Origin of the sequence: Glaciimonas sp. CA11.2 (assembly GCF_034314045.1) — a bacterium.
GTDB lineage: Bacteria > Pseudomonadota > Gammaproteobacteria > Burkholderiales > Burkholderiaceae_D > Glaciimonas.
Genome location: NZ_JAVIWL010000001.1, coordinates 137,594 through 161,889, shown reverse-complemented (window position 1 = coordinate 161,889; position 24,296 = coordinate 137,594). Strand labels below are relative to the sequence as shown.

General features: G+C 51.1%; 18 protein-coding genes and 3 pseudogenes. 9 read left to right on the top strand and 12 right to left on the bottom strand.

Translation table 11 applies throughout. The features are described 5' to 3' along the window. Positions 1 to 752: 752 nt before the first annotated feature. On the bottom strand, positions 753 to 1,730 hold the full coding sequence (locus tag RGU75_RS00645; protein WP_322240136.1) for a LysR family transcriptional regulator: 978 nt from the start codon (positions 1,728 to 1,730) through the stop codon (positions 753 to 755). Positions 1,731 to 1,835: 105 nt separating this feature from the next. On the opposite strand from RGU75_RS00645, the gene RGU75_RS00640 reads away from it, so the two are divergent. The 4 genes and pseudogenes from RGU75_RS00640 (at position 1,836) to RGU75_RS00625 (ending at position 5,666) form a co-directional block, all read left to right on the top strand. Beyond that, the gene (locus RGU75_RS00640) at positions 1,836 to 3,356 is read left to right on the top strand and encodes a CoA-acylating methylmalonate-semialdehyde dehydrogenase (RefSeq protein WP_322232342.1); all 1,521 of its coding nucleotides are present in this window, start codon (positions 1,836 to 1,838) and stop codon (positions 3,354 to 3,356) included. Between the two features lie 541 nt (positions 3,357 to 3,897). Then, entirely contained in the window at positions 3,898 to 4,248 is a 351-nt protein-coding gene (locus tag RGU75_RS23885; RefSeq protein ID WP_323509598.1) for an AraC family ligand binding domain-containing protein, read from the top strand. After that, positions 4,146 to 4,736 (top strand): annotated as a pseudogene (locus RGU75_RS23880) (AraC family transcriptional regulator); the annotation flags it as partial. The gene RGU75_RS23885 and the pseudogene RGU75_RS23880, both read left to right, overlap by 103 nt. A gap of 765 nt (positions 4,737 to 5,501) precedes the next feature. Further along, positions 5,502 to 5,666 (top strand): hypothetical protein, encoded by a 165-nt coding sequence (locus tag RGU75_RS00625; protein ID WP_322232341.1) that lies wholly within the window; start codon positions 5,502 to 5,504, stop codon positions 5,664 to 5,666. A gap of 161 nt (positions 5,667 to 5,827) precedes the next feature. Here RGU75_RS00625 and RGU75_RS00620 read toward each other — a convergent pair whose 3' ends face one another. Together RGU75_RS00620 and RGU75_RS00615 are read right to left on the bottom strand one after the other, a co-directional pair. Next, positions 5,828 to 6,484, bottom strand: a complete 657-nt coding sequence (locus RGU75_RS00620; RefSeq protein WP_322232340.1) for a DUF1109 domain-containing protein — start codon at positions 6,482 to 6,484, stop codon at positions 5,828 to 5,830. Continuing rightward, positions 6,481 to 7,134: a sigma-70 family RNA polymerase sigma factor gene (locus RGU75_RS00615; protein ID WP_322232339.1), complete on the bottom strand. Its 654-nt coding sequence runs from the start codon at positions 7,132 to 7,134 to the stop codon at positions 6,481 to 6,483. The genes RGU75_RS00620 and RGU75_RS00615 overlap by 4 nt, the downstream gene beginning before the upstream one ends. A 133-nt stretch (positions 7,135 to 7,267) precedes the next feature. Between RGU75_RS00615 and RGU75_RS00610 the strand changes: the two genes are divergently transcribed. Genes RGU75_RS00610 through RGU75_RS00595 form a run of 4 tightly spaced genes read left to right on the top strand, consistent with a single transcriptional unit; the run spans position 7,268 to position 9,724 of the window. Continuing rightward, complete coding sequence (locus RGU75_RS00610; RefSeq protein WP_322232338.1) at positions 7,268 to 7,588, top strand: DUF2282 domain-containing protein; 321 nt, start codon at positions 7,268 to 7,270, stop codon at positions 7,586 to 7,588. Positions 7,589 to 7,602: 14 nt separating this feature from the next. Next, entirely contained in the window at positions 7,603 to 8,478 is an 876-nt protein-coding gene (locus tag RGU75_RS00605; protein WP_322232337.1) for a DUF692 domain-containing protein, read from the top strand. Next, on the top strand, positions 8,465 to 9,253 hold the full coding sequence (locus tag RGU75_RS00600) for a DNA-binding domain-containing protein (RefSeq protein WP_322232336.1): 789 nt from the start codon (positions 8,465 to 8,467) through the stop codon (positions 9,251 to 9,253). The genes RGU75_RS00605 and RGU75_RS00600 overlap by 14 nt, the downstream gene beginning before the upstream one ends. Before the next feature lie 15 nt (positions 9,254 to 9,268). Continuing rightward, a complete protein-coding gene (locus tag RGU75_RS00595) occupies positions 9,269 to 9,724 on the top strand; it encodes a DoxX family protein (protein ID WP_322232335.1) in 456 nt (151 codons plus the stop codon). 347 nt (positions 9,725 to 10,071) lie between these two features. Here RGU75_RS00595 and RGU75_RS00590 read toward each other — a convergent pair. Beyond that, a pseudogene (locus RGU75_RS00590) lies at positions 10,072 to 10,218 on the bottom strand (carboxyvinyl-carboxyphosphonate phosphorylmutase); the annotation flags it as partial. Between RGU75_RS00590 and RGU75_RS23875 the strand changes: the two are divergent. Next, a pseudogene (locus tag RGU75_RS23875) lies at positions 10,168 to 11,022 on the top strand (LysR family transcriptional regulator). The pseudogenes RGU75_RS00590 and RGU75_RS23875 overlap by 51 nt on opposite strands. Positions 11,023 to 11,073: 51 nt before the next feature. On the opposite strand, the gene RGU75_RS00585 reads toward RGU75_RS23875, so the two are convergent. The 8 genes from RGU75_RS00585 to RGU75_RS00550 form a co-directional block, all read right to left on the bottom strand. Then, a complete protein-coding gene (locus RGU75_RS00585) occupies positions 11,074 to 12,450 on the bottom strand; it encodes a TldD/PmbA family protein (protein ID WP_322232334.1) in 1,377 nt (458 codons plus the stop codon). Continuing rightward, on the bottom strand, positions 12,447 to 13,910 hold the full coding sequence (locus RGU75_RS00580; RefSeq protein WP_322232333.1) for a TldD/PmbA family protein: 1,464 nt from the start codon (positions 13,908 to 13,910) through the stop codon (positions 12,447 to 12,449). Before RGU75_RS00580 ends, RGU75_RS00585 begins: the two co-directional genes overlap by 4 nt. Before the next feature lie 102 nt (positions 13,911 to 14,012). Further along, on the bottom strand, positions 14,013 to 15,761 hold the full coding sequence (locus tag RGU75_RS00575) for an ABC transporter ATP-binding protein (protein WP_322240132.1): 1,749 nt from the start codon (positions 15,759 to 15,761) through the stop codon (positions 14,013 to 14,015). A 14-nt stretch (positions 15,762 to 15,775) separates the two neighbouring features. Further along, a complete protein-coding gene (locus RGU75_RS00570; RefSeq protein ID WP_322232332.1) occupies positions 15,776 to 17,032 on the bottom strand; it encodes an ABC transporter permease in 1,257 nt (418 codons plus the stop codon). A gap of 15 nt (positions 17,033 to 17,047) precedes the next feature. Further along, complete coding sequence (locus tag RGU75_RS00565; RefSeq protein WP_322232331.1) at positions 17,048 to 17,986, bottom strand: ABC transporter permease; 939 nt, start codon at positions 17,984 to 17,986, stop codon at positions 17,048 to 17,050. Between the two features lie 8 nt (positions 17,987 to 17,994). Beyond that, complete coding sequence (locus tag RGU75_RS00560) at positions 17,995 to 20,055, bottom strand: M3 family metallopeptidase (RefSeq protein ID WP_322232330.1); 2,061 nt, start codon at positions 20,053 to 20,055, stop codon at positions 17,995 to 17,997. Positions 20,056 to 20,103: 48 nt separating this feature from the next. Further along, a complete protein-coding gene (locus RGU75_RS00555; protein WP_322232329.1) occupies positions 20,104 to 21,987 on the bottom strand; it encodes an ABC transporter substrate-binding protein in 1,884 nt (627 codons plus the stop codon). Between the two features lie 256 nt (positions 21,988 to 22,243). Further along, positions 22,244 to 24,034: an ABC transporter substrate-binding protein gene (locus RGU75_RS00550; protein WP_322232328.1), complete on the bottom strand. Its 1,791-nt coding sequence runs from the start codon at positions 24,032 to 24,034 to the stop codon at positions 22,244 to 22,246. Positions 24,035 to 24,296: the final 262 nt, after the last annotated feature.

Here is a 24,296-nt window from a genome sequence, read left to right as displayed (position 1 = left end):
TGTCGTTTAATATCAAGTTGAGTGAATCGAATGCCAGAGATTTGTTGACGCAATTAGGAGGACCAAGACACATCGCGTCGGCGCTACTCCATGACGAACTCACTCAGCATTTAACTTTCATCTCGTCCAAATAATTTAGTCTCCAAAAAAAGCTCGAGAGTTGCAGCCTGAGTTATCCCCGTCGATCTTCTTTGATAGACGAAGGTAGGTTACCGTACGCCGCCCAAAACTGCGCAGGTTCGCTCGATTTTGTGGGGTCTTTCCGTTTGAGGTTCTGTGCAACCGCGCACCGGTTTTTGAGTCGCTTATCACGTTTTTCTTAAAAAATTCCACCGGCATAAGCTGGGCGCAGTCCGTTGCTCTGTTCTCACGAACTTGTGGAGGGCTCTGACAATATCAGGAAAACCTGGACAGCGATCTTCAATTCTTTTTTGCATCCAGCAATGGAACGCTTTCCTTACAGTGCGGAAAATTTACTTCGTGACCAGCGATTTAAGACGCCGCTTCTTATTTTCCGTAACGACGGTGGATCATCGCGTGTGGCAAAGACAGTCGCACTAAAAACATATGGCTTCGGCCCATAAGGGCCGCGATTCTTCCGGCTGCTTTCAACGGCACGATGATGCGGGCATCGGCATCGTAACTGCAGATAAAAACAGCTATTTCCCGAGCACGAATAATTTTTTACCCGGCAAACCTGTTACCGCGGTTTAAACAATGCGTCGGCATTCGTGTAGCTTCAACTGGTGAAATTACTTGACCATCGCATCCCGAGAGTGACGTTTTACAGGATGCTCTTCTGAAGAAAATCCTTCCTTTAAACTATCTCGCAGGTAGTCTACGAAAACACGCACCGCCCGCGGCAGGTAAGGGCTATACGGCCGGATGGCATATAGTTTTTCGCCAAATGCGCCAACCGATTCCCAATTTTCCAACACCCGTTTCAGCTTTCCGCCAGCGATGTCCGCTTGCGCAGAAAAATCTGGCAGTAAAGCGATGCCTAAACCAGTTAATGCCGCTTCACGTAACGCTTCACTGTTGTTTGCAGCAAATGGACCGTTTAGTAATACGTTTTGACGCAAACTTTTCTTTGCGCGGGAAACAAAACTCCAGGTCGGCAATTCTCCACGTCGGAAATAGTGCAAGCAGTCATGATTCAGTAGATCATTTGGCACTTTGGGAGTGCCGCGTTTACGTAGATAAGCGTTGCTGGCAACCAGAATCGTGCGCGTTTCGCACAGTGTCCAAGCGATATGTGTATCGGGAGCAGAGCTTGCATGTCTGATCGCAAGATCGAAACCTTCTTGCGCTAACGAAGTGAATTGATCCGATAACTCAAGCTCAATGCGTATTCCTGGATACGATTTCAAGAACGCAGCAAGTATGGGGGCAATCTGCTGGCGACCAAGTGCCACCGCTGCGGTAACGCGTATGAGGCCGCGCGGTTCGCTTACGGAATCTCTGATTTCCAGAAAATTTTGCTGAATTACCTCAAATGCATTTCGACTTAAGTCCACGAGGCGCTGTCCGGCCTCGGTCAGCCGGACACTTCTTGTCGTCCGCTGAACCAGTGCGACACCGGCATTCCTTTCGAGCTCGGCAATGCGTTGACTCATAGCGCCCTTGCTTACGCCAAGTCGGGTTGCCGCCGCCGTATAGCTGCCTGCATTTTCGAGAACAATCAAAGAATATATGTGGCCCCATAAAGGGACATTTTTTAAAGTATCCATACTGTCATTGTTCACTTTATTGAACAATGAATCAAGTAGAACGGCATTGAACTGCTTAAACAGGAGAACTACACTGATTTCACTTCCACCGACTAAGGACATGAAATGACTTCTTATTCTCCATATACAGACACAAATGCAATAGGCCACTATATCAACGGAACCCTGGTATCAGGAAAAAGTGATCGTACGCAGCCAGTCTTTAATCCCGCTACCGGCGCCGTGGCGCGTGATGTTGCATTGGCTTCCGAAGAGGAAGTAAATGCCTCGGTCGCATCCGCGGCGGCGGCATTTCCAGCCTGGGCTGACACACCGCCAATTCGTAGAGCCAGAATCGTCAATAAATTTCTGCAGTTGATGAATGAACATCAGGAGGAACTTGCTGCAATGATTACTGCAGAACATGGCAAGGTGTTCTCGGATGCGTTAGGTGAAGTCGCACGCGGCATCGACATTATCGAATTCGCTTGCGGTATTCCGCAATTGCTTAAGGGAGATTACTCGGATCAAGTCAGTACAGGAATGGACAATTGGACGCTACGCCAACCTCTAGGCGTAGTGGCCGGTATTACGCCATTCAATTTTCCTTGCATGGTCCCATGCTGGATGTTTCCAATTGCCATTGCAGCAGGGAATACCTTCATTCTCAAGCCAAGCGAGCGAGACCCTAGCGCAAGCATTCTAATGGCAAAGTTGTTCACCGAGGCAGGTCTGCCACCCGGTGTATTTAACGTATTGCAAGGAGACAAATTGGCGGTAGACACTTTGCTTCAACACCCAGATGTTAAAGCGATAAGTTTTGTCGGATCGACACCGATTGCGCGCTATATAGGCGAGCGTGCCGCTCACTTTGGAAAGCGCTTTCAGGCGCTGGGAGGTGCCAAGAATCATCTTGTTGTCATGCCGGACGCCGATGTGGAGCAGGCAGTCGACGCACTGATTGGTGCCGCATATGGCTCCGCTGGCGAGCGTTGCATGGCAACCTCCATCGCTGTTCTGGTTGGCGATGTCGCAGACCGCATCGTCCCGATGCTCGCGGAAAGAGCACGTGCCTTGAAAATATCAGATGGGATGAATCCCACGGCTGAAATGGGGCCAGTGATCACGCGTCAGGCGCTTGACCGGATTGAAGGTTACATTGCGTCCGGCGTCGAAGAAGGAGCCACGCTAGTTACCGACGGGCGCGGCTACTCTGTCCCGGGATTTGAAAAAGGCTTTTTTACCGGAGGGACTTTGTTTGACCATGTGACGCCTGAAATGCGCATTTATCAGGATGAGATTTTTGGCCCTGTCCTCGGTTGCGTTCGAGTTGACAGTTTTGAGGATGCGATCAATTTGGTAAACGGTCACAAATTTGGTAACGGCGTCGCTTTTTTTACAAGGGATGGTGGAGTTGCGCGAGAATTTGGCCGCCGAATCCAAGTTGGTATGGTTGGCATTAATGTCCCAATTCCTGTGCCTATGGCATGGCATGGATTTGGTGGGTGGAAGCAAAGCATGTTCGGCGATACCCATGCCTACGGTGAGGAGGGTGTTCGATTCTACACAAAACAAAAATCTATTATGCAACGCTGGCCGCAGCACATAAGCAAGGGTGCGGATTTCTCGATGCCGACAGCTAAATAAGGCGAGGGTGATGGTATGGCCTTTAACTTCATGTCATCACCAATAATCTGCAGCAACAATTATGAATATTTAAGCTTCGGCTGTATCAGTGATAACGCACAGGCTTCTTGGCCTACGAGGTTAAGGAGCAGCAACCAAGGAGGCGGCCGGGTTGATCCCTCAAAATGGCATCGCACCCACCGAGCGTCACTACAAACGTTCATTTAACCAGGGGTCACCCCAGTTTGTCATATCGCGATCCAAAAAATTACTGAAAATGCATCAATCAAGTGTGTGATTCGATACCGTCTGGAATTGATATTTTCATGGGGTACGTAAACGCTTGTATCTGCTACTCTTATTGAAGATGAGTGCTTGGCGCATCAATTTTTATGACGAAGCGATATCTCTTCTTGGAAAGTTTTGGAATTTGTTTGCGCTGGTCCCGAGACAGAAATTTCCTGCTCTGGAAATCGTATTGCGGAGAGTCTGATGATCCAAATCGCCTCCAGCGAAGAACAACGTTGTTTTCTGGCGAGAGCCGCTACTCGCCAATGCAGAGATGCTGCAGTCGAGCTATCCAACGCACAGATTTCCCGCGCATGCGCACAAGGAATACGCGATCGGGGTGATCGAACGCGGTGCGCGAGCGTTTTCACAAGGCAATGGGCGGCGTTCCGTCATGCCTCAGGGCACGGTCTGCATAGTTAATACCGGCGAGGTTCATGAGGGATGGCAAGCGACGGATGGGGGGTGGGATTATCGTATGCTCTACATTTCTCCTGAGGCGCTTGAAAAAGCGGCCAGTTTGAGTTCGATCCTGGCGCGTCAAACGCGCTGCTGGACGCTCTGCCCGAGGTCATCATGGTACGCACGGCTGGGCGGTCCGACTTTGCCGGGCTGCAAGCATTGATGACAATGTTGCGGGTCGAAACGGAAGCAATGCGGCCGGGCGCGAACGCGGTGATAGCGCAGTTGTCATCTGCACTGTTTGCCTTGGTGATCCGGGCTTGGCTGGAACAGGCCGGCACTATGCCGGGCCTGTTCGCGGTACTGGCCGAGAGGCGCTTGCAGGCGGCACTGCAAGCCATGTTGGCCGCGCCAGAGAAACCCTGGTCGCTGCAGGACATGGCGGCGGCCTGTCACATGTCGCGCGCCACCTTCGCCCGCCTATTCCGTAGCGTTGCAGGCACCACACCTGCAACGATGCTGATGCAGACGCGCATGGCACAGGCTGCGTTATGGCTGGCGCAAGGCAAGCGCTCGGTCGGCGACATTGGAGAAGCGGTCGGGTATCAGTCGGAAGCGGCGTTCAATCGTGTATTTAAGCGTTGTTTTGGTGTCGGGCCCGGCCAATACCGGCGCAGTGCTCGGATAAATCACGATGCCATATGCTCCTGAGACATATAGTGGGCGTCGAAACCTAGCTTGGAAACGAAGAAATTGACAGAGCGCTGAATGTCTAGAGAAGCCAGCACAGGACTGCGGCAACGAAATCGATAACGCTGTTCATTTAGCCCTTCCTCAATGGATGAAGTGTTCACATATTTTTGCATGCAAGTACGCGCCACACAATAGGAAACCGAGCTGTGCAAATAACCACCTCTGCCGCCGAAACGGGTCAGTTAAATCGAAAGTAGTGACCTGCCGCTTTCCGCCTTAACTGAACGCTCGCATAGCTAAATGTCAACACGCCCTCATAAAGCGGGGGGCGATTAAAAATAATTTCCCGTATTCATTAATTAGCCACATCTGGTTGGCGTTCGTGTACGTATATTTAAGTGTAGCAAAGGACTAGTGAGAAAAATGCGTATCTTTTGAGTGGGCGATATCGTCCGGTTCAACGGCGGTGGGCTAACGATGACGGTCAATGAATCGAAGAGGGATGATCGGGTTGTTTGCGTCTCGTTGACACAAGACAAATTAAAAATAACGTCGCTGCATCCAGCGAAGTAAACAATCTCCGTATGAGATGTAAGACTCAGGTAGAACTCAGGGACAAGTAAATAAATAAATTTTCAGTTTATTTTTGTAATGAAGTAGGCGGCATCAAGACTAATCATCATCAGGTACATGCACCATCTCGATAGTGCATGGAATTGGTAAATATTGGTAAATACCTGACGTTCATATTGAACGTCATTCATAAACACAAAGGAGTTTCAAATGAATAAGCTTATTATCTGCACTTTCGCGGCTATCCTCAGCGTTGCATCATTCGGCGTATTTGCTGCTGATGGCATGACCCATGACGCCATGGCAAAAAGACAGACAGGAATGAACCATATGCAATCGTCCACTAATTTTAGCGACCTGTATCACGGGCATTAAATTTTTGCAGTGCAAGTCGACGTAGCTTCTCTCGTGGAAGCTCTGCGTCGAACAGTGTTTCGTTAGATGAAGCTGATCGTTGAACCGGGATAGAGCGGCGCAATTTGATGCCGAGCCATACGAGGTAAGCTACCATTTAGTAACCGTTTTTGTGGATCCGCCTATTCCATCGGTGTGACCCATTCAAACAATCGTTGGCCGTATAGGCGACTCAAACCCAAGAATAATGCTGCAACGCCGAAGTTCAGCATCAGAATCATCAGCGTTGCATCGATCTGGTGGAACAGCGACAGAGCGACGGCGGTCGTCGCAGCGACCGCAAGACTAGCCGTCATTGCAATCGGGACTGGATACAACCGCGCGACGTATCGCAACATAATGAGCAGCGACAGCGATAGCGGGATGCTGGTTATTGCCAGTGTCGCAAAACAGCGCGCGGTTTCACCCGGAGACATGCCGTCGGGACCGAAACTGACCCAGGCCGTCAGGCATCCGTAGCCTATCGTAGAAATCCATATCGCAAACGCCGGCATGGGCAAAAGGAGCCAGCGTTTCGAGCGCCCGGGAATACTCCCAATAAACACCGCTGTCGTAGCGAGAACACTTGTCATCAAGGCCGCCGCAACCCCAATGGCGTAAACTGGCTGATGCAGTTTCTGCATCAGATCAGGTCGAACACCATGTCCGACGGCGACCAATGCCAGCATCAACGCCGCAAATAATAGCCAGCACAAAGTCCTCACGGCAGGTGAACGCAAACGCCGCACCGGTTTTACGTTGACGACCAACGATGCTATCAGACTGGAGGTTGATTTCATCTTGAACCCCCTCGTTTGTCGATCAGCTTGCGCAAGTTTTTTAAGGCTCGGTGCGTCGCGACTTTGAGTGCGCTAACCGATATGCCACTCGCGCTCGCCGCTTCCGCTAATGACATTTCTTCTAATTTCAGCATTTGGATTGCATCCCGTTGTCGAGCTGGTAGACGCCCTACAGCGTCGCGGAGCATACTGGCATCGACCGCCTCCTCATGGAGGTTCCTGGTCGAAAAGGTTTCATGTTCCGGGGCAAGCGGTTCCTCGTGCACACTACAACGGCCCTGTCGTCGAAGCTTATCGATGATGCGACGGTTGGCGATAGTCACCAGCCAAGGACCGAACGGTCGAGCCGGATCGTACGTATGACGCACAGTGTGGACGGTCAGCAAAATATCTTGCACCACATCTTCGACATCGCTCCCATTTTCGATCTGACGAGATGCGAGTACCCGTAAATAAGGAGTGACCTGCTCTAGCAGAAGACAATAAGCATCACCATCTCCTCCTTGTGTTCTGGCCATATAAACGGACCAGTCGAGCGTGCCATCCGGCCGGCTATCTGGTGAGCGCTCCGGGTGATCGGGCGTGGCCCGGCCCTGAGGCTTCTGTACAAGACTCAAAGCGGGTTTGGCACGCTGGATTTTGGATGACATTCGCGAATTTTGCACCTTGAAGAAGATTCTGTCGCGAAAAATAAATTTTGTTTGCCACGTAACCTTTCGTCGTCTGTCAGCGAATTTACTCATAAGATCACGCTTTTGTGACCCAACTTCAGGAGAATACAAAATGAGCAAACAACTATCAACCGTTTCGTCTCTGACGGCCGCAGTTACGTTGGCACTGACCATGCAAGCATTACCGGCGCAAGCGCAAGGAATGAAAGATATGGGGACCATGCCACAGGTTGTCAAAGACAATATGATGAAGATGACAAAAAACAAACTTGAGAAGTGTTATGGCGTCAATGCAGTCGCAAAGAACGATTGTGCCCAGGGCGCCCATTCTTGTGCCGGTCAGGCTACTCAGGCGCGTGATGTGAAATCGTTCGTGTTGCTCCCGGCTGGGGATTGCTCCAAAATCCAGGGCGGTCAACTGCAGGCTAGCTAAGGTCTCGCCAGCGTATGCACGTTTCCTCCGTCAGCGCACAGAGTGCGCTCAACCCGATCCCGGCCAAAGCAGGTATAGGGTTGCGTTTCCGCCATCACCAGGCGGTCATCGACGAACGTCCGGAGGTCGCTTGGTTCGAAGTACACACCGAGAACTATATGGGTGGAGGCGTTGCGCCACGCGACTTGGATACCATTCGTCGTGACTATCCGATCTCTTTGCATGGAGTCGGTCTTTCGATCGGCAGTGCCGAGGGGCTGGACCGTGACCATCTGGCAAGGGTGCGCAGTGTTGTCGATCGGGTTGAGCCGGGACTGATCTCTGAACATTTATCTTGGAGTGTCAGTGGTGGTACTTATTTGCCTGACCTGTTACCGCTGCCGATGACCGAAGAAGCGCTCGATATCGTTTGCCGCCATGTAGAGCAGGTACAGGCTTACCTGAACCGGCGCATCCTGCTCGAAAATCCATCGACTTATCTGCGTTTCCGGCATTCGACGATTCCAGAGTGGGAATTCCTCGCGCATGTGGCGCAACGAACTGGGTGCGGCATTCTCTGTGACGTAAATAACATCTTTGTCAGCGCCAGCAATCACAATTGGGACCCGATGACCTATCTTTCTGCTTTACCGCCAGCAGCGATCGGCGAAATTCATTTGGCTGGACATAGCGTGCGTCAACTCGACCACGGCCGTATTTTGCGCGTCGACGACCACGGTTCGCCCGTCGCGCCGGCGGTCTGGGCACTGTATCGGGAAGCACTCCGGCGTTTCGGCCCAGTTCCCACGTTGATCGAATGGGATACTGAGGTACCACCAATGCACATATTGATGGAAGAAGCCGCTACCGCTGAGATGGCACTGGAGAAGCAACGACATGAATGCGCATAATCCAACGCTGCGCGAACTGCAACATGCGATGCACAACAGTCTGCGTAAGCCAGCAGATAACGGTCTGTCGGCCTATATACGCGCCGATGGATGGTCAGTTGAGGAGCGACTCAACATTCACCGCAACACGACTGTGAGCGCACTCGCAACGGCACTACGTTTATCCTATCCGATTATCGCGCATCTGGTTGGAGCCGAATTCTTTGAGGGGGCCACGCGCCTGTTCTCCGATCAGGCTGCGCCAGACAGCGCGCTGCTGGACGAATATGGCGCAAATTTCCCTGAATTCCTCGCAAAACTTCCGCAGGCCGCATCGTTACCCTACCTGCCGGATGTCGCCCGCCTTGAATGGCAGGTTAGTAATGTGCTACATGCACAGGATGCAATCCCGCTAGAAATCGCGCGCCTCGCCCAGTTGAATGAAGCCGAGCTGTTGCAGATGTGTTTTGTAAGGCACCCGGCAGTCACATTGCTGCACTGCACATTTCCGGCAGACACAATCTGGTACGCCGTTCTGGAGCGCGATGACAACGCCATGACAGCGATCAATCTCGCAGATGGTCCGGTCTGGCTACTGGTGCACCGCACAGAGAGCAGCATCCATGTGGTGCGCTTGAGCGAGGATGAATGGCGTTGCACGACCGCACTGTTTTCCGGGCAGCCATTGCACGCAGTTCTGACGATCGCACCTTGTGCCGATACGCATGCGCTGCTAGCCGCCCACCTGATACGTGGATGCTTTACCGACGTCCGTCTATCAGCGTTCGCACCTTAATTCAAGAAGAAACCGATGACATCCTTACCACAATCTACCCCCCCTTCCACGCTCCATGAGAGCGGTCCGCGCCAATGGTTAGACCGTGTTCCCCACACTCTCCTGGCCATTCCACTGCGCATCGCCATTGCCACGGTGTTCTGGAACTCTGCGATGACCAAGCTCGCCAATTGGAATACTGCGATCGAACTGTTCCGGGAAGAATACCGGCTGCCTTTCTTGCCACCGGAACTCGCAGCCTATATGGCGGCGTCCATCGAATTGACTGCGCCCGTATTGCTGCTGCTGGGACTGGCGACGCGGCCCGTGGCTTTCGTATTACTGGGGATGACCGCCGTCATTGAAGTATTTGTCTATCCTCAGGCGTGGCCCACGCACATTCAGTGGGCTGCCATGCTGCTGGTGTTGATATGCCGCGGCGGCGGGAGTTGGTCTCTAGACCATTGGTTGTGGAAGCGATGGATCAGGTAGCCTACCGTAGGGGACATACTGATCCGGCTTTGTCGACGCTCGAACAGTCGCTGACGGTCATACCTAGTACACCAATCAATACGATATTAAATAATCGTCTTGAAATCATCGTATCTGCTCCTTAAAAAAACTAATCCAGATTCAGCATATTTATACCGAGGCCTTTTTATGGTTTCACCATCGTAGACAGGTCTATTTAGTGTGGATGCTCAGAGTGCAGATTTATAACGGGGGACCGCGATTATTAAAATGCCCTGTCAAATTCAAAAACGCTATGAATGCTCTGTCTCACACTACGCTTTCCAATGGGATGGGTTTTCGGCATCAATAAATACACGACCAACCAAAGTTGGTGTCTTACCGCCGATGACAATGTTAATTAAATCCGGCGTCTCGAATAGCGCTCGTAACCTCTGGTTATCAGTGTCAGCTTCGACGAATCGATGCGCACGTTCAATTGCCGCTTCGATGCCATACATGGCGTAGGCATCGGTATTAAGCTGGACGTGGCACAGCCCGCGCAAAGCCAGGCGTTAGGTCGAATGAAAAAAATTGGGAGTAAAGTTGTTTGAGTGGTCGCGGCGCTGTGCTGACCGACGCGGGAGCGTCAATGATCGATGATATCTGCCTGAGTATGGCGAGAATCGACTCAGCCGCCATCAGGGCGCGGGACATTGGGACCCATCGCGCTGGTCGTTATCGATTGACTTTGTATCAGCGGTCCTGTTCGATACTTTGCCGCGTGCTCTCGCTGCGCTACGTGTTGCGTTGCCTGGCGTGGATCTCGTACTGCGTGAGATGAGTATCGAGGAGTAGGCAAGGGCGCTCGAAACCGGAGAAATTGATCTTGGACTACTGCATACACCAGTGACTTTAGTCGGAAAAATGAATGAGAAGCTGATCCGTCGCGACCCTTTGGTTGCTGTCCTGCCGACAGTAATTTCCGTCGGCATCAATCATAAAATATCACTTTAAGAGTTGGCCAAAGAAGGACTTGTCTGGTTTTCCGAGAAACAATTGCCGCAACTACGTGCTGGTATTCTCAGCACCTTTCGGCAAGCTGGTATCGAACTTCAGATTGTGCAGGACGTAAATCGGACCTTAACGGTGATTCCTGCGTAGTAGCAGGCTGCGGATTCTCCTTGCTTCCTGGGACGGTACGTTCCATGCGATTTCACGGCGTACAATTTTGTGAAGTTGAGCACGGTCAATTATTGCCACAATTTGAACTCAGTGCCATCTGGCCAGCAAGATCACGTCTCACGTTAGCAGACCGTTTTGCAGCGCTGATTCCATAAGTGACTTGAACGGATCGGGTCTACATAGCTCAATTTTGAAATACAACTTCTCTACAAAACAAAATTCACATCACTAATCAACGCCCCAGGTAACCGCGTACTTCCAACTCGTCGCTCACCATAAGACTCGCCATCGATCAACAATTCCCGCTCTTGCGTCAAGCCAAGCAATTTATTTCCCAACAGCCGAAATAACGAATCATCGAATCTCATCACATTTAACGGTGCTTTAATTTTCCCATTCTCTACCCAGAATGTGGCAAAGCGCGTCATACCCGTGATACGGCAATTGGCGCGGTCTGAAAAATTCAGGTACCACAAATTACTGATAAAAATGCCAGTACCGAGCTCCGCCAACACATTCGCTAACGCTAAATTACCCGCAGCAAGATCAAGTGACGAAGTCATTTCTTCAGCATTGGCGCCGTTATTGGCGATGTCATATTCTAGTGCGGTGCGTGGTGAGATCATGCTGCCGGTCAGCTTGCCGTGTTCAAGTAACTTCAGTTGATCAGGCTTGATAAAGCCATCTTGCTGAAAGCCGGGAGCAACACCGTTGAGGGTATCTTCGATCAGCATCACTGACGGATTCAATTCCAGACCCTCATCACGCATGCGTTGTAATGCACTTTGCTTGGTCCGGAGAGATTTCTCTGATAGGCCCGACCAGTTCAGCATGCTGAACAATTCGTTGAGCGCAGTCGGCGTCAGATAAACGCGATAGGCGCCGGGTTTAACAGTCATCGCCGGGCGCTGCAGCAGCGCGAGTTGCGCTTTGGCGCTGGCTAATTTGGCCTGAAATGTCTGAGCGTCCCATTGCAAACCGGCATAGGAGGTTTTCACGGCCTTATCGCGGTTTTGGTACAGACTCCAGTCGAGATTAAAGGTGGCGGTTTGATGCCAGTTACGCTGACCGAAGGAATTGGCAAAACCGCGATACACGGGACCGGCAGCGAGAATTCCGACCAGATCGGTACCGACTGCGGCGTTCAATACCTGATCGACAATGGCGGCGCTGCTCGGCAATGATGAGGGAACAATGTGTTCGGTGTTGCGAATCTCTTGCGAAAATAACAGATATGGATCATCCGGCAGATCATCCAGTTGCGCCCGCAATTGACCAAGCATACGGATGCATTGCGCATTGTCAGTCGGGAGATCGCCGCCGAGCGTGGCACTGCTTTCGGCATGGCGTTTACCGTTGATCAGACGCAATGATAAACGCATCTGATGGACGTGACCCGGTTGACGGATCAAACTCTGATTAAAGCGCACGAAGTCGGTCGCTTCCGCAGAAAACCAGCAAGTGAATTGTTCTGAACCATGCATACGGCTTTGGACGAGTGCTGCCAAATCATAAAAATATTGCTGCATGTGGTTGGTGAGCGGGTCTGCCGGAGATTGAATCGGTTCTATGATGTTGGTCATGCTGCATCCCCTCCAAACACGGCAATATTGCTGAATAGACAGGCGGGCGATGCGTGGCCGACCCGAATCACTTGTGATGGTTCGCCTTTACCGCAGAACGGCGTGCCCATTACATTGAATGTAGATTGGTCGCCAACTCCTTTTAACGAGCGCCAGAAACTTTCCGAAATGCCGCGATAATTAGGGTTTTTGACCACGCCTTTGAGTTCGCCATTTTCTATCAGGCGACCAGTTTCGCAGCCAAATTGAAACTTGTTGCGTGAATCATCAATCGACCAGGAGACGTTGGTATCCATCAATACACCGCGCTCGACCGATCCGATCAGATCTTGCAATGAACTGCTACCGGGTTCTATATTTAGATTCGCCATACGATCTATTGGTGGCCGGTTCCAGCTACAAGCGCGGGAGTTGGCGACGCCGTCAATACCGGCGCGGGCTTGAGAAATCGATCCACCGAGTGGCTTTTTAAGAATGCCGTTTTGGATCACGAAGCTCCGTTCCGCCGGACTGCCGTCATCGTCCCATTGATAGCTGGCGAATTGGTCGACACGGTTTGGATCGTAGGTCACATTAAGTAATTCTGAACCGTACTGAAAAGCGCCGAACATATCTAACGTCACAAAGCTGGTTCCCGCGAAGTTGCGCTCATCACCCAGAATACGATCCAGTTCAAGCGGATGGCCAATCGATTCGTGAATTTGCAACATCATTTGTTCCGGCATCAAGAGTAAGTCCATGATCCCGGTCGGGCAGTTTGGCGCAGCCAATAACGCCAACGCCTGTTCAGCGATACGTTGGCCCGAGCCATCAAAACCAGCCGCGCTCAGCACTTCCATATCGCCTTGCCGACAGTAACCATTATATTGGCCGCCCAAACTGCGGGTTTGTGTGTCGCCACCTTGATTGGCGGTTGCTGCCAGATTGGGCATAACGTAATGAAATTGCTGGAGAACGTCGGCACCGTCGGCGCTGATATAAAGCTGGTCGGTTGTTATTGTGCCAAACGCCGCATACCAGTCGACAATACGGCTATCGATTCGGCAAGCCGTGGACTCGCGTAACAGCAACGCAATGACGTCCTTGCGTGACCATGTGCTGGCGAGGGTGGCGCGATTTTGTTCGCCGGCTCCCGGTCCAGCATAGTGGCCAACCGGACGTGGCATGAGGATGTGCGAATAGTCGACTACTGAACGTCCCGCGCTGGCCTCAGCCCAATCTTTGGCGCGTCGCAAAGCCTCTTTCAGCCCGTTCTCACTAAGGTCGCTGGTGGCAGCGTAACCATAACCGCCGCGATGTATGACCGTAAGCATCGCGCCACGATCCGAGCGGTGACTGATGGGTTGCAAAATGTCCTGGCGGACCATGATGTGTTCGCTGGTTTCATCCACCAGACGCAACGAACAAAAATCTACAGCGGGCGCAAGCCGCTTGAAAAGGGCGCGAATATTATCGTACAAGAATCACCTCATGAGTGTGTACAAAAAGAGTAACCGATTGTGTCGGTTGCCGTCGATTGCAATACAAAAAAATTCCTGCAATCAATCTTCAGTGATGTAAATCTAGTGCTGTAACCCACGCGGAATGGCACTCAGTAAAGAGCGCGTATAAGCATTGGTCGGATTGCGATATAGCTCATCCGAGTTTGCCAGTTCGACTACCACGCCCTGATGCATCACCATGACCTGATCGGCGATGTATTTCACGACTGCCAGATCATGAGAAATAAAGATGTAACTCATGCCGAACTCTTCTTGTAGATCCTGTAATAAGTTCAAAACCTGCGCTTGGACCGAGACATCCAGCGCCGACACCGACTCATCACACACTAACACTTCGGGTTTGAGTGTGAGACAACGGGCGATGGCAATACGTTGTCGCTGACCACCAGAGAATTCATGCGGATAGCGGTGGAATGCAGCGGCTGGCATGCCGACTTTTTTCAATAGTTGCAGCGCCATGTCGACGCGCTCTTTATCGTCGCGACCAATCTGATGAATCCGCATCGGTTCCAGCAAAATTTGTCCGACGGTAAAGCGCGGATTGAGTGACGCATACGGGTTTTGAAAAATAATCTGAATCCGTCGTTTATAGGACATGAATTCTTTATTCGACATCGCCAATATATCTTTTCCCTGGAACAAGGCTTGTCCGCTAGTGGCTTGATGCAGGCGTAATAAGGTCAGGCCGACGGTGGTTTTCCCCGAGCCGGATTCGCCCACGACACCGAGGGTTTTTCCGCGTGCCAGTGTGAAAGAAACATCCTGAACAGCTTTAAATTCTTTGCGTCCGAATAGTCCCTGGCGGGAGTAAAAACTTTTGCCAAGATTGCGCACGTCCAGCAGAATTTCTTCTTTGCCGGTCAGGCCACGACTTCGTTGCTTGGCAGTCAGCTCCGGATGATCAATTTCTGGATTGCCATTCATATAGTCGCTGATCACGGGCAAGCGCCACGGGCGGCTATCCAGCGACGGTCGGCATAATAGAAGCGCCTTGGTATAGGCATCTTGCGGTGCTTCAAAAATTTGCCGGGTAGTCCCTTTTTCGCGGACTTCGCCGTTGCGCATGACGATCACTTCATCTGCAATTTCGCCCACCAACGCCAGGTCATGGGTGATGAACAGGACTGACATCTTGTGGCGTTTGCGCAGCGCTTCGATCAAATCGATAATCTGCTTTTGGATCGTGACATCGAGCGCAGTGGTCGGCTCGTCGGCGATCAGCAATTTTGGTTCGCACGCAATGGCGATGGCGATCATGACGCGTTGCTGCTGACCGCCGGACAATTGATTGGGAAAAGCATCTATTCGGGTTTCTGGCTCAGGAATCCCGACCTCTTTTAACAACGCGATCGCGCGGATACGTGCCGCTTTGGCGTTCATACCCATATGTTGCTGCAATACCTCGCCAATCTGAAAGCCGACGGTGAACACCGGATTGAGCGAGGTCATTGGCTCTTGAAATATCATCGAGATATCTTTGCCGCATAATTGACGTCGTTCAGTCGGGGACAGCGTTAATAAGTCGCGGCCTTCAAACAAGACGCTGCTGGACGGGCCAATGCTGGCGCTATCCGGTGACAACAATCCCATCACCGCCAGCGAACTGACCGACTTACCACTGCCGGATTCACCGACTAAGGCGACCGTCGTGTTGCGCGCAATATCGAAAGAAATCCCTTTGACTGCTTCGACCGTGTTCTTTTTGTCGGTACGAAAGCTCACGCGCAAATCGCGTATTTGCAGCAATGGCGCTTCCAGCACTGTTGTTGGCAGTTCTGGTGCAACGTTCAAACTATTCGGATGCAGCATATTCATGGCGATTCCTATTTTAATTTCGGATCTAGTGCATCACGCAACGCATCGGTGAACAGCGAAAATGCTGTAACCAGAATTGCCATCGCGATACTTGCGGCGGCGAGTTGCCACCACTTGCCAAGAATTAATTCGTTTTGTGCTTCGTTTAACATGCTGCCCCAAGACACCACGCCGACCGGTACACCAAAACCGAGGAAGCTCAGAATCACCTCCGACTTGATGAAGCCGACTACAAGGATCGACAGTTGCACCAACGCCACGTGACTGATATTGGGGAAAATATGTGAAAACATTTTTCGCCAGTGCGAAGCACCGATGGCATCTGCCGCCATCACGTATTCGCGCGTTTTATGTTTCATGTATTCGGCCCGGATCAGGCGGAACGTGCCGGTCCAGCCGGTCAGGCCCAAAATCAGCACAATCGTCAGCACACCTTTTTGTTGTAGCACCGCCGCCACCGCCAAAATCAGCAGCAAATAAGGTACAGAGGTGAAGATGCTATAGAACCAGTTGAAGACATCATCCACCCAGCCGCCGAAGTAACCCGATATCGCCGCAAAAACGGTCCCAAGCACAGTCGCCAGCAGCGCGGCAACCAACCCGACTACGATAGAAGTTTCAGCGCCCTTAATCGTTTTCTTGATAATGTCGCGGCCCCATTTATCAGCACCAAACAGCAAAGTAGTTCTGCGGGCGACCGTCGCTTTGGTGCCATCCTGTGCCAGTTTGCTGCGAATGGTGGTCAGCTCGGATTGCAGCGGATCGGTGATGCCATAATCATTGGCAACCACCGGGGTAGTAGGCGCGACGGTTTTGCTAGCGCGTAATGTGCGAAGAACGTCGGCCAACGGATCGAGTGGGTTATCGGGTAGCGGCTCTGCGACGATGGCGTTGGGATTGCCGCCATTGTCCGCTATCGCTTGCGCACCCATGAAGGATGGCGGCGCATAATTAACGGCCACCTCATCACTCCAGTCGCTGGCTATCAAACCGGTGCTGGAGAGTATGAGTACCAAAAAATATAATCCGACGACACTCAGCGAGACCATGGCGACCCAGTCGGCACGCAAGCGACGCCACGCCAACGCCCATAAACCCGGCGATGGCTCCGATGTCAGCAGAATCGGTGATGCAGCGGTGGCGTTGGCAGAGGCGTTGGCAGAAGCGTTAGCAGCGGCAATAGTGGTAACAGCGTCAGGCGGAACCTTTGCCGCCGCCTTTGCTGCCTCACTTTTTCTCTTTTTAAAATCCACGATAATAGACATAGCGATAGTGCTTTCTTACTTCAGCTGAACGCGTGGATCAACCGCCTGATACATCAGATCGGTCAACAGATTGAACAGCATGGTGGCAGCGGCTACGTACACTGTGATTGCCTTAATCACAGGAAAATCGCTGCGCTCGACCGCCAAAATCACCTCTCGCCCAATGCCTGGAATCGAAAAGAAGCGTTCGATCAAGAACGCGCCAATCAGCAATGCTGGCAAATTGGACATCACATTGGTAATGATAGGAATCGCCGCATTGCGCAAAACGTGGACCCACATAATGCGTTTTTCGGTCAAGCCTTTGGCCCGCGCTGTACGTACGTAATCCTGATTGATTTCATCCAGTACGAAAGTCCGATATAAACGCAAACTAGGCGCGATACTGACCGCCAGCCCAATGAGAATTGGCAGTGCGGAATAGTGGAACAGATTCTCGGTGAAGCTACTACCCCATCCTTGTACCGGAAACATGCCAAGTTTGTAGGCAAACCAGTACTGGAACAGAATGATGTACACGAGAATACTGATCGACATCCCTATGGTGCAAGCAATCATCACCATCCGATCCGTGATCGAACCGCGTACAAATGCGACCGCCAGCGCTAACGCGACTGCGATAAACGTTTCCAGAATAGTCAGTGGAATCAGGACGGTCAATGATGGACCAAGGCGCGTCAGGATCACGTGAGAGACAGATTCGCCCGTGCTCCAGCTAGCGCCAAAATCAAAGGTGACGATCTGTTTGATGAAAATCCACAACTGGACGATATAAGGCTGATCGATCCCAAGTTGAGCACGGATGTTGGCGATCTGTGCAGGATTTGACATCTTGCCAGCCAAAATATACGCAGGATCTCCTCCAACCCAGTTGAACAAGAAGAATACCAATACGATGACGCCCAGCATCGTCGGTACCATTTGCCATAAGCGGCGCAGAATATAAGCGGTCATGGACGTCCTTATTGCAGGCGCTGGCCGGAAATTTCAGCAAAGAATGCTTTGCTGTTGGGCGCGCGCCCAAGGAAAGTGCGGACCATTTCATTGCCTGATGTTTCGCCGCCGCGTGACAAGATGGTGTGGCGATAAAACTGGCCAACCTCTGGATTCATAAGCTTACCGTTATAGCGCGACAGCATGTCCAGTGCCAATACTTCTGACCACATATAACCGTAGTATCCGGCGGCGTAGCCACCCATCAGATGTCCGAACTGTCCTGGAAACTCAGTTCCCGGAACATAGCCGAGCGGCGTCGAACCTTCCATTTGTTGCCAAATCGCTAAGGGCTTTTCAGTTGCCGCTTGATCGTTGTGAATGCGCATGTCGTAACTGGCGTAAAGAAGTTGGCGGGCATAACGTATGCCGCGCCCATAATTATGGGCCGCAGTCATTCTCTGCACTAGGGCATCGTCGACTGTCGGGCATGGGGTTTTGCAATAACTTGACAATAATACCAAGGACTCCTTACGGCGTGCCCATTCTTCGTACATTTGTGACGGCGCTTCAACAAAATCCAGCTCTACGTTAGTTCCTGCCTGACTAACGTATTTGGCACGCGACAGCACGCCATGCAACACGTGACCGAATTCATGGACCAAGGTTTCCAATTCGTCGCTGTTCAAGCCATGACGATCAAAGTTGGTGACCAACACTGAAATCGGTGTGCGATGAACGAGGGTGCTGACACCGCGCGTGCCCCACGCGGCGGCATGACCGTATTTGCCCGCACGTGGATACAAGTCCAGATAAATGCCGGCAATACGCATTTTTGTTTTGATATCGACAACATCGTAATAGTGTACTTCCGGGTCCCAGACCGGTACTTCGGTCCGTATAAACTCCACCCCGTACAACGTGCTTGATACACCCAGAATCCAGGGCACAGCCGCATCAGTCGGAAAATATTGGCGAAGCGCTTCCTGATCGAGGTTATAGCGCGCCTGTTTGAGTTTTTGTTGCCAGTAGTCGAGGTCCCAACGCGATAACGTCGTCTCTGCGAGCGGGGTTTTTAGGGTCTCCGCTTTGTACGCACGCAGTTCTGCGATTTCCTTGCGTTCCAACTGGGTGACCGCGCCCTTTACTTCATCCAGAAATGCATAGACTGCCTGTGGCGACTTAGCCATACGGCGGCGTAACACCAAATCAGCATAGCTAGGAAGATCGAACAGGCCGGCCATCTCATGGCGCAGATCCATTGCTTGCTTTAGCACGTCGAGATTTGCTGGCGTACCATGATTCTCAAATGCCATTTGATAGCGTCGTCGCGCGTCACTATTATCTGCCGATTCCATGAATGGCTTGTAATCCGGATAGTCGAAGCCTAACTGATAGTTGCCCTGATCATCTGGTTTGACGCGTGCCATATAAGCAACCGGCAGGCCTTGCATCTCGGCTGGCGTGAATGTCACCTTTTGGGTATTATCGCGAATGTTGCGGGCAAATTCCTGACTTAATGTTTCCAGTTTTTCGAGGATAGCCTTTAGCCGCGCACGCTTGACTGAAGGCAATGAGACGCCGGCATCCTCAAAACTATACAGAATATCCTGACGTAATTTTTGCGCGACTGGATCGTCCGGTCGTATGGCTTTGAAGCGGGCGTATTGGTTCTCGTTTTGCAGCAGTTCAGTTGAGAATTTATTCAGTTCGATCAAACAGGCTTCAGTTGCGCTACGCACCTTTGGGTCGGGCGATACATTATTGAGAATATCAACCGGACCTTGCAAATCTTCGATAGTGATTTGCAGGGCGTTCCAGTCGGCCAGGACGCTTTTGGTATCGTTGGCATGGGCTGCGGGTTGCTGCTCGATGGTTGACACGCGCTGCCGCAGTGCAGTTAATGTTCTTGTGCACACCGGTGTGATTTCTTCTGCCTCCAGTAACGGAATCAAAGGTCGCAGGGTTGGCGATTGCATGCTCTTCGGCGCCGCAGTTGGATGTGCGACCGCTGGATTTAGTGCCATTCCAGCCAATGCCAACGTGGATAACGTTTTAGAAGCTGTCCAGAAAAATGATGATGATTTCATGCATTTCTTTCAAAAAATTTGAGAGAACTTCAGCAAAACTAAAGCACACTATTTGCGCTTTTCAATATCAAAATACATCCACTCGATCGGCAATATCGGATGCTTTTTAAAGCCGATAACGCGTGGTTGCGCCAGCATGTTGCGATAGCGGGCATAGCCAGGACGAATCGGTGCATAGACCTCTAAAATGCGCGCCATTTTGTGATACAGCACGTCACGCTCAGGACTGGCTGGCATTTTTTGCGATTCGGCATATAACGTGTCGTACTCAGGAATCTTCGAGCAGCCGTTATTGTTCTGATAGATATTCGGGCCATAGAACAATTGCATGAAGTTGTCGCCATCCGGATAGTCAGCTATCCATGGTGCGGTACGAGTTTGCAACTGACATTGTTTTTCCGCCTTCAAAATATCCGGAAACGGCTTCAAATCGCCAAGCATATGAATATGAATCAGATCGTAGGTCTTCTTCCACATCTCGGACTGTTGTTGTCCCAGCGAGTCGGCGCGGGCGGTGTAGCGTATCTGTAAGGGCTTGCCATCTGGCAGAGTGCGCCAGCCATCTTTACCAACTTTGTAGCCGAACTTATCGAGTAGGGCGTTAGCCGCATCGGGTTCGAATTGGATGCTGCTTTTGTAGTTCGGGTCGTAGCCAATGACACCGGGCGGGATCGGGTATTCGAGTGGAATTGCTTCGTCATTCCAGACGATCTTGATTTCTTCACGGACATTGTGGGCCATCGCAATCGCACGGCGCAGAGCGATTTTCTCTTTGCTCATTCCACCCAAAACAGGATCACGCATATTCCAATAGGTATAGCTGATCTCTGGATCGACGATGCGCGATAGCTGGATACCTTTTTTGATCAACTCCGGTTTCAGCTTGCCATCCAATAGCGCTTGTGGGGCGAGCGGTCCCTCTAGCTGAAAGAGGTCAATTTCATCTTTCTGAAAAGCCAGCCAACGCGATTGGTCTTCTACCATCACGCTGATTTCGATCCGACCGATTTGCGGCATGTGCTTGCCTTGCATTTGCGCGACGATACGTTGATCGTCGGGATCACTACCTGCCTTGAAATCCCAGATATAACCGCGATAGTCAGGATTGGCCGACAGCAAGATACGTGATCCACGCACCCATTGCGTCAACAAATAAGCCCCGGTTCCTACCGGATTTGCCATCACCTGACCTTGCGCGTCACGATATTTCTCCACCACTTCGCGTGCCATAGCACCGGTCGGTTGGTGAGCTAGTATCATGCCGAGGTTAAAATCAGGCTGTTTCAGATTGATGCGCAGGGTGTAACGATCAAGCAATTCAAGACCGTGAATGTTGGAGTCATAATTGAAGCGATTGGTTTTTCTGGCATCGGTCGCCAGTTCATCCAGTCCGATGACTTTTCCTTCAAGCAGCCAGGCTTGCGGAGAGCTGAGTATGGGATCAAGCAGACGCTTGTAGGAATACACATAGTCAGCCATCGTCAGCTCGCGCCTCTTGCCGTTGAAGGCGGGATCGGCAGAAAAATAGATCCCCTTTTTTAAGCGAATGGTATAAGTCTTACCATCCGCGGATACCTCGGGCAGCGCCTCCGCTGTGAGTGGCACCAGCTTGGCAGGCCTTGCCAGATAATCGTAAGTAAAGAGCGGTTCGAATACCGATTGATTCACCACCTGCGAATACAGATCACGCGTCATCGCCGGATCAAAACCGGTTTCCGCCGCTGGAATGACATAGCGCAACACCTTGCCCGGATCGGCTGGTGACGTAGGTGCCGCACTAGCCGTGTGCAGCGGTAAGGCGAAGATCACCGCGATACACAAGCTGACGACGCTCAAGCCACCGCCCAGATTGGCGCAAAGGCGACCAAAGCGACCACCTGATTCGGCAGATCGGTGAAGTGAAAGCGGTCTACGGTACGATGATGAATGCATTATTTTTAAAATCTCCATATTGCAACGATGTTGTCTTTTGCTAATAAAACTGTATCGGCCATTTAAGTACGCGACTTTTTCGGGCAACCTACCTTTGGGACTTACGGAAAACCGTCCCAGCAAGGCGTGCCGACGAAGACAGCACGAGAGTGCGGCAAGGAAAGCACAACGCCGCTGGGGCGATTTTCCGTAAGTCCCAATAGTGCGGCGAGGAAAGCACAACGCCGCTGGGGCGATTTGGGGTAAGCCCTCAAAGTTAGTGTTTTTGGATGTCTAGATATTCCCAGTCCGCATGCAAAATAGGATGCTTTTTAAAGCCCTTCACCCATGGACGGATTACCCAGTTGCGAAAGCGTGAGAGATGCAATACTTGTGCGGTATCCGCTTCGATTTGGCGCTCCATCAAATTGTAAAATACTTGCCGCTCGGGGCCATCGGGTAATACCCTCGCTTTACGATAAGCATCGTCAAATGCGGGGGACGCATAGCAGCCGAGATTGCCTTGCCCAGCATTCGGCCCATAAAAACTTTCTAGAAAATCGGAGCCATCCGGGATGCTGGCGGTTCCACCGAGACCCCACATCATCAACTTGCATTCAGATGCGGCTTTGAGATTGTCGGCGAAATTACTGACTGGAAAATCAGTGCGTAGGCCGATTTCATCCAGAGAGCGTTTCCAAATTTCCATCCGAGCTTGATCTGCGGATGAGGCGGTCGAAAAAATTTTGATTGTGAAGGGTTTGCCATCCGGCATATTGCGATAGCCATCCGAACCTTTGCCGTACTTGAAATAGTCCAGCAGCTTATTTGCCAGATTAGGATCGTAAGCAATACTGCTACGATATTTCGGATCATAGCCAGCGACACCGGGCGGCACTTCCGATTGCGCTTTGGTGGCCTGACCAAATCGCACCAGTCTAATTTCATCATCAAGGTTATAGGCCATGGCAATGGCGCGACGCAGTGCGATTTTCTCTTTTGTATAACCGCCAACGATAGGGTCTTTAAAGTTGAAGATAGTATGCGTAATTTCTGCCCCGACAAAGCGATATAGAGAGACGCCTTGGGATGTGTACTGCGGTTTAAGCACGTCTTTATTTAATGCTTTTTCAACTGAGCTACCGGCTAGTTCACCGATATCCAGTTGCCCGCTATCAAAGGCCAGCCAGCGTGGCTGTTCTTCTTCAATGATGCTGATTTCAACTCTGCCGACTTGTGGCATATGTTTGCCCTGCATATCCTTGATGACTTGTTTATCCCACGCATCCCCGGAAGATTTGAAATTCCAGATATAACCCCGATAGTCAGGGTTTGCTTCCAGCACAATCTTGCTACGCGGGACGTATTCTTTTAGAAAATAGGCTCCGGTCCCGACCGGATGCCGGCCCGAGTCCGCACCATATTTTTCAATCACTTCACGTGCTACCGCACCCGTTGTCGAGTGTGCCAACAGATAGAGGAATGTCTGATCGAGCGCATTGAGCTGGATCCGCAACGTATAACGATCCAGTGTTTCAAGCCCCGCAACCGGCGCATCGTAATTGAACTGTCCTAATTTTTTTGCTTCCTCGACGATTGCATCGAGGCCGACAATTTTTCCTTCAAATGAACTAGCCTGCGGCGAGCGATTTTTTGGATCAAGGACGCGCTTGATGGAGTACGCATAATCTTGTGCCGTCAATTCTCGTCGTGCCCCGTTAAAAGCTGGGTCCGGGGTGAAAAATATGCCCTTCTTTATATGGAAGACATAAGTTCGCCCATCCTTGCTGATTTCCGGCATGGCCTCAACCGTCTTTGGAATTAATTTAGCCGGTCTCGCCAAATAGTCGTAGGTCAGCAAACTCTCATAGATCGCTTCACCAACCCATGTTGAATAAAGACTGTTGTTTGTGCGGACCATATCGAATCCATCGTCGGCTGCTTCAAACGCAACATGTACGACTTTAGACAGGTCTGCTGGATTTGATGCAGTACCTGCTGCATTTGCAACTATCAACATGCAAACAGGTGCGAGCAGTAAATGGCCTAGTCGTTTAGAAATCCGCATCTTTATTTCCCTTTTTGGGCCTTTTATAAAGCTTGTTTTATGGTGCCGTGGCGTTAAAAAACGCTATGTAAACAATATCTTAAAGAGCGTTTGTAAGGTGCTTAAAAACGCACTCAAAAGCACATTTGTATTGTTGCCATTGTGAAAGCATACACCAGATTTGTGGGGTAATTTTGCATGGCACAAAATTTGCTTAATGTTGCATTGTGGAATGTTATTGATCGTTTAAATTAATGCCATTTTCCAATAAATCGTCGTGTAT